This window comes from Kineothrix sp. IPX-CK (genome assembly GCF_039134705.1).
Classification (GTDB): domain Bacteria; phylum Bacillota; class Clostridia; order Lachnospirales; family Lachnospiraceae; genus Kineothrix; species Kineothrix sedimenti.
On the sequence record NZ_CP146256.1, the window covers coordinates 2608704 to 2623424 of the forward strand.

The following is a 14721-nucleotide window of genomic DNA, read 5'->3' on the forward strand; positions in this document are numbered from 1 at the left end:
TCATATAACCATATATTTTTTAAGGGACATATAGGAAATTGTTTAAGATTTTCTTAAGTCGGACGCAGGCACAAAAAGGCACCAAGATTCCCTCTTTTCCCTTTGCTGGCCCTATGTGAAAAAAGGTATTCCGGATTACAGCAGGTACATATATCAGTGACAGATATCTTCTCCTCAGGAACTCCTGCCTGCGTAAGTATATAAAAATTCGCCCTCCACAAATCGAGCAAATACTTCCCGTCTTCCTTCTCAATCAGTATATCATTTAATGTCCTGCCTTCAAAAGCTGCCGCAAACTGCTCCGCCACATCCGCATCCACCTCATAGCAGTTACCGCAAATAGACGGACCGATAGCCGCCGTCACATTCTTTGCCTCTGTTCCAAACGCCTGTTTCATCTCCTCAAGAGTACGCTCCCCCATCCTGCTGACAGTCCCCCTCCACCCTGAGTGGGAAAGTCCGATGGCTCTATGGACGGTATCCACAAAAAACAGAGGTACACAATCCGCGTAAAAAGTAGACAGCACAATTCCCGGCTCGTCCGTAATCAGACCATCCACATCCGCATAGTCCTTCTCCCGAACAAGTCCTTTCCCTCTGTCCTTTACCGTCACCCTCTTAATATTTGTCGTATGAGTCTGATCCGAAAAGACAAAATCCTCTGTCCTTCTTCCCAGTACTCTGGCCACCCTGACAAAATTCTCATCCACCGCAGCCTTATCATCCCCCCTCGTATAGCTTAAATTCATCGAAGCAAAGATCCCCTTACTAACTCCGCCTACCCGGGTAGAAAACAAATGGCTCACTATCCCCGTCTCCTCAAGCCTGGGAAAAGTCAAATACTCCATCTCTCCCAACCAATTCCTCCTGACAACCTCCCCGCTGCCAGTTCTCTTAATCTCCATATCCTGTATTCTCCATTTTCAAGATATTCCTATATCTCCAATTCCACATTATTACCATCGTTTCTTTACATTCCTCCCTACCTCCTATAAACATGCGGAAATGCATCTTTATACCACCTTATACGAACTTCTTCACCCCCGCTTATCCCAATTACATCATACCTCACCGGCTCATCCTCCGAATAACGATGCACAAATCGATAATAATCCGCCGTCCGGCATATCCTGCCCTGTTTCGCAGCCCCCACAGCCTCCTCCGGCATTCCTTTTTGTTCCGTCGCCCTATATTTCACTTCTACGAACACAAGAAATTCTCCATCGCGCCCGACAATATCGATTTCTCCGTCCCTGCTTCTGAAATTTTTCTCCAAGACCTTAAAACCGTGCTCCTCTAAATACATGCTTGCAAGCGTTTCGTACTGAGTCCCCACTCCCCTATTATTCAATACCCATCTCCTATCGCGACCTGTCCTTATCCAGCTTCACCTTAAGCTTATCCATAGCATCCACAAATACAAGAATCTCCGCCACAACTTCATACAACTCGGGCGGTATCATATCTCCGATTTCTAATCTGGACAGGGTATCCGCCAGCTTGTCGTCTTTATGAATAGGAATATCAGCCTCCTTTGCACGCTCGATAATCCTCTCCGCCAGCTCTCCCTGGCCGCCGGCAATGATTCGCGGCGCTTCGTCATCCGGGTCGTAAGCTAAGGCGATAGCCTGCTTCGGCTTTTCCTTTCCCTTTTCATACGGCTTCATATTTATAACCGCTCCTTTCTAAGCTCTTACATCAAAAGAATACTGCGCTAAAATATTTTCCCGCTTTTCCTCCGTACTCATAGCATCAATGACGTCCATTTCCTTCTTCTCTTCCTTGCTCATTACCATTTCTGCATTCATGATATAGCCTCTCTGCGAAAGCCTCTCATTCAGAATATGAATATGGTCTGCAATAAAGTCTATGGTTTGCTCGTCCTGTAAATAAAATTTTGTACTGACATTCTTCTCTTTCATCTTCACATAAATGTCTATCGTTCCCAAATACTGCATATCCAGATGTAAAAGCGCGCTAACGCTTTCATCCTCCTTCGGAGCATTTCGTCTATTAGTATAGACATATAAATCTCCATGAGCATTTCCCCCGCTCATCTTCATCGGAAGCTGGATATAATTGAACGCCTGATTGAGCTGGTTCATAAATTCTAAATTACTCTGTATGGTCGAAAGGCTCTTTGCCAAAGGAATATCCTTCGAGATCTGACTAAGGGCCTCCGTAAGCCGCGCCGACTGTTCTCTAAGTCTTCCATAAAAATCCTCCACGGTGTTCTTCTGCCCTACATCCGAAGGCTTTAGCAGCCATTGCTGCAAGACCTCATTGCTAAGCAGCTGATTGTATACCTTACTTCCAAATAAATTGATGATACTCTCCCGGCTTACCGCCTGTCCGCTTGCCGACAGCATCGTACTTACGTCCTGCAATAGCTGCTTTACCGGCATGCTTCCGTCCGCCACCTGTAAAAGCTGCTGTTTCGAAAAGCCCATCCCTTCTAATAAATTTAACAGTGTATTTCTTCCATCCTGTCCCAGTACCTCCGAAAGTAGCGTATAACCCTGCAGGCTATCTCCCCTCCCTTGAGGAGCAAAAGCCTCGGTTCCCTTACTTACAGCCGTTCCGTCCGGATTAGCTGTCTTTACATCACCTTCTCCGTCTACCATACGGATAATAGTTTCCGCCATCTTACCTTCCGCCTGATTCTGAGCAGCATTCAGTATGCTTTCCTTTCCTGCGGCCTGTGCCGTCTCCGGCATACCCGCTGTTATTTTAGACGCATCGATAACCATACTCTTCCCGTTTTCATCGCTTTGCGCCGCATTTTGCATTGCTCCCTGGATGGATGGCCCTGTAAATAACTGTAATACCTGCTTATATAAATTAACGGCCGCGTCGGCTTGCCCTCCCGCCGCCATCGTCTGGAACGCCGCAGGAAGCTCCGACAAAAAATCCGTTACGCTGCTTAATATCTGATGTCTGTAATTCTGATAATTTTCAAACTGTTCTATGTTTTCCGGCGTCACGGGAAGATTCAGGCTTCGTAGCCCCACAATCGTCTCAGGATTAACTCCCGGATTGGCAGATACCAGCTTTCCCATGTCCAAAAGCGCATTTTTATCGATAGACATTCCCTGTTCCATCATGGAAGAAACCATGCGCATCAGTTCATCCGTTACAGGCAGCTTGGCGGCCTCCAATGCCTTAAGCACATTGGGATTCTGTGATAGATTTTCATAAAGCGGCCTTAAAGCCAGCTGCTGGCCGGACTGGTTTTTCACCTCGAAGGTCACATTCTGCCCTACCACAAGGCTGATGTCCTTATCCAGTCTCGCAGTGATGACCACATCCTTGTCCACCCGGATCTGCACCTCACTGCCGTTCCTGCTCACGATTTCCCCTTGAATCGTCTGCCCCGGCGACAGGTTCTTGATCACCTGCTGAGTTTGATAATTTCCTGAAGCTGTCACACTTATCGGAGCTCTCACCGAATCCGAACGGCTGCCAGAGCTTTTGTTTCCGTATTGGGGTTGAAATAAACCGGCTAAGTTCAAAACAATACCTCCCTATCGATAAAAACATATGGTTTAAACAGGAATTATATTTTTTATGAAAGAACGCCTATGTATCGGGCAAGGACCATACTCTTTCAATGCTTCCACATGATTCTGCGCTCCATAACCCTTATTGGAGGCAAATCCGTACTCGGGAAAAACACTGTCATACTGTACCATCAGCCTGTCCCTCGTTACTTTTGCGATAATACTCGCTGCGGCAATAGATGCACTCTTCGCATCTCCTTTGATGATAGGGACCTGCCTGATATCCACAAGCGGAATCGTCACCGCATCGTTTAACAATAAATCAGGTTTGACCGAAAGGTTGCCTATAGCCTGACGCATCGCCTCATAAGTCGCCTGCAGTATATTGATCTCATCGATTCGCTCCGGCGCCACATAGCCCAGTCCCGCAGCAACGGCTTCCTTCATGATAATGTCATATAACTCTTCTCTCTTTTTTTCGGATAATTGTTTGGAATCATTAAGATATAAAATGTCACAATCTTTTGGCAAAATTACTGCGCCTGCCACAACCGGCCCCGCTAAAGGACCTCGACCCACTTCATCGATGCCGCATATATAAGCAAAATCGCAGTATTTTTTTTCATACCGAAACATTTGCTCCATTCTTTCTTCTTCCTTATGTAAAACTTCCAGTTTCTTCTTCGCCGAAATAACTATCATTTGTACCGCTTTTCTCTTATCGGAAGAATAACTTTCTATTAATTCAGGCAGCTTTTCAATCTCGGCTGCCTGAAAAATCTTCTTTATATCATTTGTTTTTACTTCCACTGTTTCATCTCCGTCTTTATTGATGTTTTAAGATACCTAAATCCTTCAAAGGCCAGATGCGGATCCACGCCCTTCCTATGATGTCGTCTCTGGAAACATTGCCCACCGCCGGATCTCTGCTGTCTGAACTGTTATTTCTATTATCGCCCATCACGAAATACTCGTTCTCTCCCAAGGTGACCGGTTCCTTCGCCCGTCCGGCATCCAGAATGACTTCCTTTCCGTAATGTTCTTCAAGAGCTTCGCCATCGATATAAATAACACCGCCTTCATCGATATAGACTGTCTCTCCCGGCAAACCGATAATCCTCTTAATATAGAAGGTCTCCTTCGCATACTGGAACGGAAATACCACGATATCGAATCTCTTAGGATCGTTGAAACGGTAAGTGATCTTATCCACGATCAAATTATCGTTGTCGCTAAGGGTCGTCTCCATAGAGCTTCCGATCACCTGCGTCCTCTGTCCAATGAAATGAATCACCACATAGGTCAGACAAAGCACCACAAGCAGATAGACGCTGGTACTCAATATTTCTTTTAACATCCTCTTCATTCTTAAACCATGCCCTTCCAAACCGGCATATTATGTCAGCTTATTTTAATAGTATTTCTCAAAATCATTCCGGAAATTCCAGCGTAATTCTTCCCAGCCTTCCGCTTCTGAAATCCTCCACCACAATAGCGGCAGCTCTTTGCAAATCCGGCTCCTCGCCCTTCAGATAACAGTGTCTTGCAACGCAAATCTCACGAAGTATATCCGACGTATTTCCGACCGGCTCCACTTCGTAGCGTTTTTTCAAGACTCCGTCATATTTCTCCTGCAAAAAGTGTATCAAATCCAAGGATAATTCATCAATATGCAAGACCTCGTCGTTCATAGAACCAATGAAAGCAAGCTTCATCCCTACCGCCTGATCCTCGAACTTGGGCCATAGGATGCCCGGCGTGTCCAGAAGCTCGATTCCTTTGTTCAAGCGAATCCACTGCTTCCCTTTTGTAACACCCGGCTTGTTTCCCGTCTTCGTACACGCCTTTCCTGCAAATGTATTGATAAACGTCGATTTCCCTACATTCGGTATTCCTACCACCATAGCCCGAACGGGTCTGTTGATGATACCTCTTTTTCTGTCCCTTTCTATTTTTTCCTTGCAGGCTTCCTGCACGACGCCTTGTATCGCTTTTACTCCTGTGCCGTTTTTGGAATTGATCTCCAGCACATGAAAGCCTTTTTCCTTAAAATATTCCGACCAAAGCCTATTGTATTTCGGGTCTGCCAGATCCGATTTGTTAAGAAGGATCAATCTTGCTTTATTTTTTCCCAATTCGTCGATATCGGGATTACGGCTGCTGAGAGGAATCCTGGCATCGACCAGCTCGATCACCAAATCTATCAGCTTGATGTCTTCCTGCATCATTCTCTTCGCCTTGGTCATATGCCCCGGGTACCACTGATAATTCATATTTTTAACTCCTAATTCTATTCTAAACTATTATTGTATAAGTCCCATTCCCTCGTTCTCTGTGCCCATATGAAACCATGCTTTCCCATAGATGGTATCTCTATTCACAGGGCCGATATTTCCCGAACGGCTGTCTTCGCTTATATTTCTGTTATCACCCAAAACAAAATATTCGTCATTTTTTAAAACAATTTCATTTTCCACAATTCCCGCATCCTCCATCTTATCGTAGGTCTCGTTGTCCTCGGGAACTCCATCCACATAAAGCTGTCCTTCAATAATCTGCACAGTCTCACCCGGCAGCGCTACAACACGCTTTATGTAATAGTGAGCGTTTTGATTGCCGTTTGGCAGGAATACAATGACGTCGCCCTTCTTCGGCGAAGTAAGCTTGTAACCGAAACGGTTAACCAGTATCTGTTGTCCGTTATACAACGTCGGCTCCATGGATACACCGATGACATTAGTCCGCATTCCCACGCTGAATACGAAAACGGCGGCAAGCAAAACAGCGGCAAAAGTGCCGAACACCATGCCGAAAATCTCCCTCACCATATGAAGGCTTACACGTTTCTTTTTCTCATAAAAGCTAAGGCCCTTGCTTCTTCTCATCTTCCTGTTTCCGTTCATTATACCAGAGTAAAACGCTTTGCTTGTAGTAATACCATGATATAGTATACAATAAAAAACAATAAAGAGCAATTACACGCTGATAATTGCTCTTTATTACATCGTCATTATTTTACTAATTCTTTTACTTTTGCCTTCTTACCTACGCGGTCTCTCAAGTAGTTCAGTTTTGCTCTTCTTACTTTACCTCTTCTTACTACTTCTACCTTTTCTACATTAGGAGAATGTAAAGGCCAAGTCTTCTCAACGCCGATACCGTTGGAATTCTTTCTTACTGTGAAGGTCGCTCTGTTGCTTCCTCCCTGCATTTTCAAAACGGTACCTTCGAAAATCTGGATTCTCTCACGGTTACCCTCTTTGATTTTACCGTATACTTTTACCGTATCGCCTACGTTAAACTCCGGTACGGATTCTTTTAATTGTTCCGCTTCGATTTCTCTTATAATATTACTCATCGTGTGCCTCCTTATTATTTAGATGTTCTTAATATACACAAAGCTGCACTTTGCAAAGCCACAACTTATGCGGCTATGATAACAGAGGACCATCCCATTTTCGCAACATGAATACTTTAGCATAACCGCATATAAAATGCAAGCTATTTTTCAAGACTGCATATCTGTGATTTCTTCGGGAGCAATAATTTCCACTCCCTTTGCACGCAAAGTTTTTTCTGCAAACGCCAAGTCCGAGGTCTTTAAAACCATAGAGGCGTCATCCCGTCCCGTGGACAACGCATACATATATTCAATATTGATATGTGCATCACAAATAGGCTCTAACAGCTCCTGAAGCATGCCGACACGATGAGAAATCCTGATAGCCAGCACATCCGTAAGCCTGGAAGAAAAACCGTTCCTCTTCAATGCGTTATGTGCCGCCTCCGGGCTGCTCACCAACAAACGGAGCATACCGAACTTTTCTGTATCCGCAAGGCTTAAGGATATAATGTTCACTTCATTATCCTTAAGTACCTGAAGCACATCCTCCAAACGTCCCTCTCTGTTTTCCAAAAAAACTGACAATTGCTTAATAAACATAAAACCCCTCCAATCTGCGTCCAAGCCGCCTGAAAAACTTTATACCAGCTTCCTCTTATCTATGACACGTACTGCTTTTCCCATACTTCTTTCGATGCTTTTAGGCTCCACCAGCTTCACTTTCGCCGCAATGCCAAGTGCCTGCTGGAGCGCATGCTCTATCTTCTTCGTCAGCTTCTCAAGCTCCTTGATTTCATCGGAAAAGAACCTCTCGTTCACTTCTACCTGAACCTCCAAAGTGTCCAGATTATTTGCTCTATCCACGATCATCATATAGTGGGGGCTGGTCTCTCCCATCTCCAAAAGAGCCGCTTCCACCTGAGAGGGGAAAACATTCACTCCCCGGATGATCAGCATATCGTCGGAGCGTCCCTTGAACCGGCTAATACGCGGCAGCGTTCTTCCGCATTCGCAAGTTTCGTAGCTTATACTGGTCAAATCTCTGGTGCGGTATCTCAAAAGGGGAATTCCTTCCTTCGTAATCGTAGTAAAGACAAGCTCACCCAGTTCTCCCTCCGCTACAGCCAAAAGCGTATCCGGGTCGATGACCTCGGGAAGGAAATGATCGTCATATACGTGGAGACCTTTGTGGTATTCGCAATCGCAGGCCACTCCCGGCCCCATAATCTCCGACAGCCCGTAAATGTCGTGCGCGTGGATATTCAGCTTCGCTTCTATCTGCTTACGCATGTTTTCCGTCCATGGCTCCGCACCGCAAATAGCAACTTTAAGCTTGATCATATCAAGTTCACCGTTCTCCTCCAATGTCTCCGCGATATGGAGAAGATAGGAAGGAGTGCAGGCAATTGCCGTAGCGCCGAAGTCGATCATCATCGTAGTCAGCTTCTTCGTATTGCCGGTGGACATGGGCACTACCGTGGCTCCCAATTTCTCAGCACCATTATGAGCGCCCAAGCCACCGGTAAAAAGTCCGTAACCGTAAGCCACTTGGATAATATCGTCCTTGGATACTCCAGCCATCGTAAACGCCCTCGCCACGCATTCGCTCCAAATATCCAGATCCCTTCTCGTATACCCTACTACAGTCGCTTTTCCGGTAGTCCCGCTGGAAGCGTGAATTCTGACTATTTCCGACTGAGGAACCGCGAACAGCCCAAAGGGGTAATTCTCCCGCAAATCCGCTTTCGTCGTAAACGGAAGCTTCTCCAAGTCCGTGATATCCCGAATATCTCCCGGCTCAATACCGATATTCTGCATCTTCTTCCGGTAAAACGGTACGCTGTGATATACTCTGTCCACCGTCTTTACCAGCCTCGCCCCCTGAAGAACGATTTTCTCATCCCTGCTCATACATTCTTTTGCTTCATTCCAAATCATCATGTCCGCCCTCTCCCATCGTATATTTATTATGCTACCCTTCGTATCCGATCAAAAACGCCTTTTCGTTAATATCAACTGTCTTAGGCGGCACCGTTCTTTCAATTACCTTAAGCCAGTCTTCCTTCGCGAATTCCATATGCTTTGCCGAAAGTCCCAGTACGATTACATTAAATGCTTTGGAATTGCCGAGTTTTATCGCCTCCTCCATCGCGTTTACCGTATATACCTTGTAGTCCTTGCTCAAATTCTCAATAATATCCTCCGGATACTGCGCCGCTCCTGTAACGACAGTAATCGGATCGATTCTCCAGTCGTTGATAACCAGCACTCCGTCCTTCTTTAAAAAATGTGCATATCGAAGAGCTTCCAGGCGCTCAAACGCGATCAATACATCCGCTTGACCTTCCTCAACGATAGGCTCCCACACCTTTTCCCCATATCTTACAAAGGTTACAACGCTGCCGCCTCTCTGTGCCATTCCGTGTACCTCCGATAATTTTACATCATATCCCGCTTCCTGAATAATTCCTCCCAGAATACGGCTGGTCAGAAGAGTCCCTTGTCCGCCTACACCCACTATCATAATACTTTTTGTCATCATTTCAGTCCTCTCCTCTCTATTTCGCCTGCTTCTCAATTGCTCCGAAGGGGCAAAGCTGCATACATAAGCCACAACCGTTGCACATCGTTTCGTCGATGGAAATGGTGCCGTTTTCATTTTTCGTAAGAGCCGGGCAGCCCGGCTTCAGGCATGCGCCGCATTTTTTACATTTCGCCGGCAACGGTACACATTTGTCGGGAAATACGTTGCCCTTCAACAGCACGCAGGGGGACTTTGTTATAATCACCGATATTTCATCCCTTGCAGTCTCTTCCTTGAAAGCATTTTCCAGAGAAGGCAGATCGAAAGCATTGATTTCTCTCACATGCTCGATACCGATAGCCTTGCACAAGTGATAAATATTGATAGAAGGAACCTTCGCGCCCTTCAAGGTCTTACCGGTAGCCGCATGATCCTGATGTCCTGTCATTCCTGTAGTGGAATTATCCAAGATCAAAACCGTTCCTGTCCCTTGATTATAAACCATGTTCATCAGGGAATTGACGCCGGTGTGCATAAAGGTAGAATCTCCGATAACAGCCACCCAGTTCTTCACATAGTCTTTGCCTTTTGCCTTTTCCATTCCATGAAGGGAGGAAATACTCGCACCCATGCAAATCGTCGTATCGATAACACCAAGAGGAGCCACCGCTCCGAGGGTATAGCATCCAATGTCTCCCGCTCCGTGAAGCTTTAATTTCTTCATAACGGAAAATACGCTTCTATGCGGACATCCCGGACAGAGAATGGGAGGACGTGCCGGAACCTGTTCCGGCTTCCTTTCTTCGACTTTATTCGCAAGAATGATACGGCGCAGCATATTTGAACTATATTCGCCCTGCTTTGTGAAGACTTCCTTGCCTATGACCTCGATGCCCCACGACTTCACCTGCTCCTCGATGACCGGCTCCAGTTCTTCAAATATGTATAATTTATCAACCTTAGAGGCGAACTCTTCGATTAATTTCCGAGGGAGCGGATGCACTAGTCCCAACTTCAATACGGAGGCTTCCGGACACACTTCCTTAACATATTGATAAGGAATACCACTGGTAATAAATCCTACGGAGGTGTCTCCCATCTCCATACGGTTTACCGGAAAAGTACATCCATCCTCCGCAATAGCGTCCATCCGCTGTTCCACGATGATATGTCTCGCCTTTGCCATCCCTGGCATCATGACGAATTTGCTTATATTTCTTTCATATTCTTTATCCGGCACATCGTTTCTCTCCAACAAAGTAACCATTCCCTGGGAGTGGGCCAATCTGGTAGTAGTCCTTACAATTACCGGCGTATCATATTCTTCACTGATTTCGAATGCGAACTTCACGAAGTCTTTCGCTTCCTGACTGTCGGAAGGCTCCAGCACCGGCACCTGTGCAGCTCTCGCCACACATCTCGTATCCTGTTCGTTCTGTGAGCTGTATAGTCCCGGATCATCGGCAGCAACGAGAACAAGACCTCCGTTCACTCCGCTGTAAGCAGCGGTATACAGCGGGTCGCTGGCCACGTTCACACCCACATGCTTCATAGATGCCATCGCACGCACGCCGCTGATAGAAGCTCCTATCGCCACTTCCATCGCAACCTTCTCGTTCGGAGACCATTCGGCATATATTTCATCGTAGTTCACGATGTTCTCACTGATTTCCGTACTCGGCGTTCCCGGATAAGCCGCAGACACTTTCACCCCTGCCTCGTAAGCCCCTCTGGCAATCGCCTCATTTCCTAACATGATCTTTTTTTCCGCCATTTGCTGTTCTTCCTTCCTCGCTTCACTAATCTTTTCTTCCCATATTTGTATAGTCTGCATATTCGACTCTCTTTTACTGTTGTAGAGCGTTAAAATCCTACAGTGTTTTTATTTTAACACATATATCCCTTTATTTCTACTTAAATATACAAGAGCAAATATCGTTATCCCATAATATATTCAACGATTCGTGGCAACTGTACCACTATGATTACCAAAAGCGCCGGAATCCCCCAAAAAAGCGGCCTTACATAAAAACCTCCCCATTTCTTCTTTGCACCTTCTCTCGCTTCCTCCTGCAAATCCGCACACTCCTCATCCCACCACGTACCTCTATGGAAAAACTCGGAAGCGAAAAAAACGGCGCAAAGCAACGCTAACAGTCCTTCATATATATGAAAAACCGTTTTCCATCCATAAAAAGTAAAAATAAACGCGAGTAACGGACAGAGCAAATACCAAACTCTGGCACCGTTTAAATACCACAATGTCTTTTTATCGGGTTTCTGCGAAACGGGAACAATCCGGATATCCGCCTGCATCTTCCTGTAAACCTCACTGCACACCTCACAGGTTTTTAAATGTTCTTCTACAAAATCGTTGACTTGCTCACTAGTCAAGGCTTCTGTATACGCCGGAAGTAAATCTTCCACAATTGCACATTTTTCATCCTTCATCCCGCTCGCCCTCCGCTTCGTCATTATTTTCCAGTAACTCTATAAGTATCTTTTTTGTCCGAAAAAAAAGTTATACGACACCACACATCCGTTTTATCGAGAATTCTTCCGATTTCCACAAATGATCTTTCCTCTATCAAACGCAAAATTAACAGGCTCCTGACTGGCTCCTCTCTGGATCTGATATACTGAAGGATACGATGAACAGACTCCCTTTGGACCAGTTTATCCTCAAAATCGCCTACTCCAATGGAAATATTGATATCCTCCATTTGCACTTCTCTCTTATTCTTCTCCATGTAGTTCAGACATTCATTTCGGGCAATAGTAAAAAGCCATGTCTTTAACGAGCAGTCCCCCCTAAAGGTCTCCAACCCTTTCATCGCCTTTAGAAACACATTATGTAAAATGTCTTCCGTATCAAAGGAATTTAAAGTTATCATATAGATATATCCGTATAAATCTTTATGATATTCCTTGTATAAAACACTTATATCGTTTTCCATCTCATACTATCCTGTTGCAACCTTATAGACATTCCGCGCTACGACACAAACATCCCTGAAGAAGACCTAAAGATGCTTCTTCTGTGTGAAGCTTTAGAAATTCTTAGATGATGTATTTTATCAGCTTAGAATTTCTTTTCACATTTATCCCGGTACGGAATCACTGTTTATATGTTCTTACATAATTAGACAGTTCAAACATGGCTTTCGTTACACCGTTCCTCGGCGATTACCCAGTAAAGCTCATCCTTAGATATGCAAAGCCCTAATTTCTCCTGAAGACGCAGCGATGCCTCATTATCCGTCAGCACATCTCCATAAGGAGTAAATCCATTTGCCAGATGGCGGTTTATCATATATGCTTCCAACGAAGCAGCCAGGCCCCTTCGTCTGTATTTTTCGTAAACCTCCAGTATTCCTAAACTTCCTTCCTTATGCTCCCCTGCAAATCCTGCCAGTCTTCCTTCCACAAAAGCCCCTGCCAGTTTCCCTCCAAGAAGCTGCTCGCTTATATAATCTTCGGAAACCATATGATAGTGCCCGGTGACCTCTTCCAAATATTCTATTCCAAGCGGCCTGATTTCTATGTCTTTTGGAATGAAAAGAGGAACCTTCTGCGTATAGACGGCATGTTTGACAGGCATTATTTCTTCTATCCGGAATCGTTCTTTAATCTTCCTAAGCAAGAATTCCTGATGAACGATGATTTGCCTCATTCCCTTTTCATAAGGCAGTTCCTTTACCATTTCTTTCGCGGGAGCTTCTTCAAATGCCGCCAGCATATAGACATCGGCATCTGCATCCCATACCGTGACGCCGCCCTCTTCATTATATATAAACTCTCCTCTGCCCCGCCGAAGGCTTTCTATCATATCCATATATAGAAACTTATTCTTCTTTAACAGCCTTTCGATAACACGCTGTTTCAACTCATATTTTTCATACAGATCCGGCCGTCTCTGCACCGTTCTAAGTATAGACTGTTCCTTTCTCCAAGCCGCAATTTTCATATGATCCCCGGACAAGAGAACAGGAGGCACGCGTTTTTCCTTCCATTCCTCCGGTCTGGAATATTGAGGATATTCCAGCAAATCATTATGAAAGGTCTCGAAATCCGCTGAAGTCTCATTATTCAGTACTCCGGGAACAAGCCTGGATACCGCATCGATCATCACCATCGCCGGAAGCTCTCCTCCTGTCAGCACATAATCGCCCACAGACACATAATCAGTAACGATCTCCTCCAAAACCCGCTCATCGATTCCCTCATAATGCCCGCAAAGGAAGATCAGATCCTGTTCCTTTGAAAGCTCCTTAGCCATCTTCTGATCAAATCGCTTCCCCTGTGGAGTCAAATAAATCACCCTGACCTTCTCCGCTTCTATCCCTTCCTTCACCGACAAATATGCATCATAAACAGGCTGCGCCTGCATAAGCATACCGGCTCCGCCTCCATATGGATAATCATCCACCTTCTTATGCTTGTTTTCCGTATAATCTCTAATATCTACCGGCTGAATGGAAATACACCCGTTTTTTATGGCACGCCCCAGAATACTGGTCTGCCCTCCCTGCGAAATCATCTCCGGAAACAGTGTCAAGACATGAAAATTCATGACATCCTCCATCCCTTCCTCTATTCGTTACTGTGCAGCCTTCGGTTAAGGGGCTGCCTCTATTCTTCTAAAAGCCCCTCCAGCAAATGCACCTTCATCTCACCCTTCTCCATATCCACATCCAATACGCATTGCTTAATTGCCGGAATCAAAAGCTCTTTTCCATTCTCCATCTTCACCACATAAACATCATTCGCCCCCGTCTTAATCACATCCGAAAGCTCTCCCAAAAACCTCTCACTATCCTCTACCACCTTCATCCCAATCAAATCCGCAATATAATACTCATTCCTGCGAAGCCTCTGGGCATTCTCCCTGGTCACATACAGCTCCTTCCCCTTATACTTCTCAATATCATTAATATTATCAATCCCCTTGAATTTCACGATCGCAAATTTCTTAAAAAACTTAACTCCTTCAATCTCCAGTTCCACTTCTTCCTTACCCGTATCTAAAACAACTTGCTTCAACGACTTAAACCTCTCCAAATCATCCGTCGTGGGAAAAATCTTAACCTCTCCCCTGATCCCATGCGTCGAAGCAATAACCCCAACTCTCAACTTCTCTTCCATACTAATCACCATGCCTTTCTCAAAGCCTGCAAACTTTGGGCCGCAGTCAATATCCTTCACATATCTCCGCTTCGTTACGTAGCGGGAGCCTTACTTCGGCAGTTTGGGTTCGTTTCCGTCAGCACAAAGCTCAGGTTTTCTTAATGAAACCACAAAAAACAAGGACCCCGCGCGTCGGAAAAGAAAACAAAGCTGCCAAAGAAAGGCTC

Annotated in this window: 17 protein-coding genes and 1 pseudogene; all 18 read right to left on the reverse strand. The window is 45.3% G+C overall.

Features of this window, described 5'->3' with window-relative positions; all coding sequences use genetic code 11:
* Positions 1 to 53: 53 nt before the first annotated feature.
* Complete coding sequence (gene pgeF / locus V6984_RS12645; RefSeq protein WP_342755991.1) at positions 54 to 905, reverse strand: peptidoglycan editing factor PgeF; 852 nt, start codon at positions 903 to 905, stop codon at positions 54 to 56.
* A gap of 77 nt (positions 906 to 982) precedes the next feature.
* Positions 983 to 1351, reverse strand: coding sequence for a YraN family protein (locus tag V6984_RS12650; protein WP_342755992.1), 369 nt, complete (start codon positions 1349 to 1351; stop codon positions 983 to 985).
* A gap of 10 nt (positions 1352 to 1361) precedes the next feature.
* A complete protein-coding gene (locus V6984_RS12655) occupies positions 1362 to 1667 on the reverse strand; it encodes an EscU/YscU/HrcU family type III secretion system export apparatus switch protein (protein ID WP_342755993.1) in 306 nt (101 codons plus the stop codon).
* Positions 1668 to 1685: 18 nt separating this feature from the next.
* Positions 1686 to 3512, reverse strand: a complete 1827-nt coding sequence (locus tag V6984_RS12660; protein ID WP_342755994.1) for a flagellar hook-length control protein FliK — start codon at positions 3510 to 3512, stop codon at positions 1686 to 1688.
* Positions 3513 to 3545: 33 nt separating this feature from the next.
* Positions 3546 to 4310: a ribonuclease HII gene (locus tag V6984_RS12665; protein WP_342755995.1), complete on the reverse strand. Its 765-nt coding sequence runs from the start codon at positions 4308 to 4310 to the stop codon at positions 3546 to 3548.
* Between the two features lie 16 nt (positions 4311 to 4326).
* Positions 4327 to 4866, reverse strand: coding sequence for a signal peptidase I (gene lepB / locus V6984_RS12670; protein WP_342755996.1), 540 nt, complete (start codon positions 4864 to 4866; stop codon positions 4327 to 4329).
* A 64-nt stretch (positions 4867 to 4930) separates the two neighbouring features.
* Positions 4931 to 5773, reverse strand: coding sequence for a ribosome biogenesis GTPase YlqF (ylqF, locus tag V6984_RS12675; RefSeq protein ID WP_342755997.1), 843 nt, complete (start codon positions 5771 to 5773; stop codon positions 4931 to 4933).
* Positions 5774 to 5803: 30 nt separating this feature from the next.
* On the reverse strand, positions 5804 to 6385 hold the full coding sequence (gene lepB / locus V6984_RS12680) for a signal peptidase I (RefSeq protein ID WP_342755998.1): 582 nt from the start codon (positions 6383 to 6385) through the stop codon (positions 5804 to 5806).
* A gap of 125 nt (positions 6386 to 6510) precedes the next feature.
* Positions 6511 to 6858 carry a 50S ribosomal protein L19 gene (rplS, locus tag V6984_RS12685; RefSeq protein ID WP_342755999.1) on the reverse strand — a complete coding sequence of 116 codons (348 nt, stop codon included), beginning with the start codon at positions 6856 to 6858 and terminating at the stop codon, positions 6511 to 6513.
* 150 nt (positions 6859 to 7008) lie between these two features.
* Positions 7009 to 7443, reverse strand: a complete 435-nt coding sequence (locus V6984_RS12690) for an amino acid-binding protein (RefSeq protein ID WP_342756000.1) — start codon at positions 7441 to 7443, stop codon at positions 7009 to 7011.
* Positions 7444 to 7482: 39 nt separating this feature from the next.
* Positions 7483 to 8781 carry a phenylacetate--CoA ligase gene (locus V6984_RS12695; RefSeq protein WP_342760001.1) on the reverse strand — a complete coding sequence of 433 codons (1299 nt, stop codon included), beginning with the start codon at positions 8779 to 8781 and terminating at the stop codon, positions 7483 to 7485.
* A gap of 34 nt (positions 8782 to 8815) precedes the next feature.
* Positions 8816 to 9385, reverse strand: coding sequence for an indolepyruvate oxidoreductase subunit beta (locus V6984_RS12700; RefSeq protein ID WP_342756001.1), 570 nt, complete (start codon positions 9383 to 9385; stop codon positions 8816 to 8818).
* 16 nt (positions 9386 to 9401) lie between these two features.
* On the reverse strand, positions 9402 to 11141 hold the full coding sequence (gene iorA, locus V6984_RS12705; RefSeq protein WP_342760002.1) for an indolepyruvate ferredoxin oxidoreductase subunit alpha: 1740 nt from the start codon (positions 11139 to 11141) through the stop codon (positions 9402 to 9404).
* Between the two features lie 164 nt (positions 11142 to 11305).
* The gene (locus V6984_RS12710; protein WP_342756002.1) at positions 11306 to 11818 is read right to left on the reverse strand and encodes a zf-HC2 domain-containing protein; all 513 of its coding nucleotides are present in this window, start codon (positions 11816 to 11818) and stop codon (positions 11306 to 11308) included.
* 23 nt (positions 11819 to 11841) lie between these two features.
* Complete coding sequence (locus V6984_RS12715; RefSeq protein ID WP_342756003.1) at positions 11842 to 12324, reverse strand: RNA polymerase sigma factor; 483 nt, start codon at positions 12322 to 12324, stop codon at positions 11842 to 11844.
* Between the two features lie 194 nt (positions 12325 to 12518).
* Positions 12519 to 13202, reverse strand: a complete 684-nt coding sequence (locus V6984_RS22340) for a GNAT family N-acetyltransferase (protein ID WP_425324258.1) — start codon at positions 13200 to 13202, stop codon at positions 12519 to 12521.
* Between the two features lie 12 nt (positions 13203 to 13214).
* Positions 13215 to 13940: pseudogene (gene trmD / locus V6984_RS22345) on the reverse strand (tRNA (guanosine(37)-N1)-methyltransferase TrmD); the annotation flags it as partial.
* 59 nt (positions 13941 to 13999) lie between these two features.
* Positions 14000 to 14512, reverse strand: a complete 513-nt coding sequence (rimM, locus tag V6984_RS12725) for a ribosome maturation factor RimM (RefSeq protein ID WP_342756005.1) — start codon at positions 14510 to 14512, stop codon at positions 14000 to 14002.
* Positions 14513 to 14721 lie beyond the last annotated feature (209 nt).

Coding starts and splice junctions, on each gene's coding strand:
- ylqF (WP_342755997.1), bottom strand. CDS start 5,773: ATGAATTATCAGTGGTACCCGGGGCATATGACCAAGGCGAAGAGAATG.
- pgeF (WP_342755991.1), bottom strand. CDS start 905: ATGGAGATTAAGAGAACTGGCAGCGGGGAGGTTGTCAGGAGGAATTGG.
- lepB (WP_342755996.1), bottom strand. CDS start 4,866: ATGAAGAGGATGTTAAAAGAAATATTGAGTACCAGCGTCTATCTGCTT.
- rimM (WP_342756005.1), bottom strand. CDS start 14,512: ATGGAAGAGAAGTTGAGAGTTGGGGTTATTGCTTCGACGCATGGGATC.
- V6984_RS12715 (WP_342756003.1), bottom strand. CDS start 12,324: ATGGAAAACGATATAAGTGTTTTATACAAGGAATATCATAAAGATTTA.
- V6984_RS12695 (WP_342760001.1), bottom strand. CDS start 8,781: ATGATTTGGAATGAAGCAAAAGAATGTATGAGCAGGGATGAGAAAATC.
- V6984_RS12710 (WP_342756002.1), bottom strand. CDS start 11,818: ATGAAGGATGAAAAATGTGCAATTGTGGAAGATTTACTTCCGGCGTAT.
- rplS (WP_342755999.1), bottom strand. CDS start 6,858: ATGAGTAATATTATAAGAGAAATCGAAGCGGAACAATTAAAAGAATCC.
- V6984_RS12655 (WP_342755993.1), bottom strand. CDS start 1,667: ATGAAGCCGTATGAAAAGGGAAAGGAAAAGCCGAAGCAGGCTATCGCC.
- iorA (WP_342760002.1), bottom strand. CDS start 11,141: ATGGCGGAAAAAAAGATCATGTTAGGAAATGAGGCGATTGCCAGAGGG.
- V6984_RS12700 (WP_342756001.1), bottom strand. CDS start 9,385: ATGATGACAAAAAGTATTATGATAGTGGGTGTAGGCGGACAAGGGACT.
- V6984_RS22340 (WP_425324258.1), bottom strand. CDS start 13,202: ATGGATATGATAGAAAGCCTTCGGCGGGGCAGAGGAGAGTTTATATAT.
- V6984_RS12690 (WP_342756000.1), bottom strand. CDS start 7,443: ATGTTTATTAAGCAATTGTCAGTTTTTTTGGAAAACAGAGAGGGACGT.
- lepB (WP_342755998.1), bottom strand. CDS start 6,385: ATGAGAAGAAGCAAGGGCCTTAGCTTTTATGAGAAAAAGAAACGTGTA.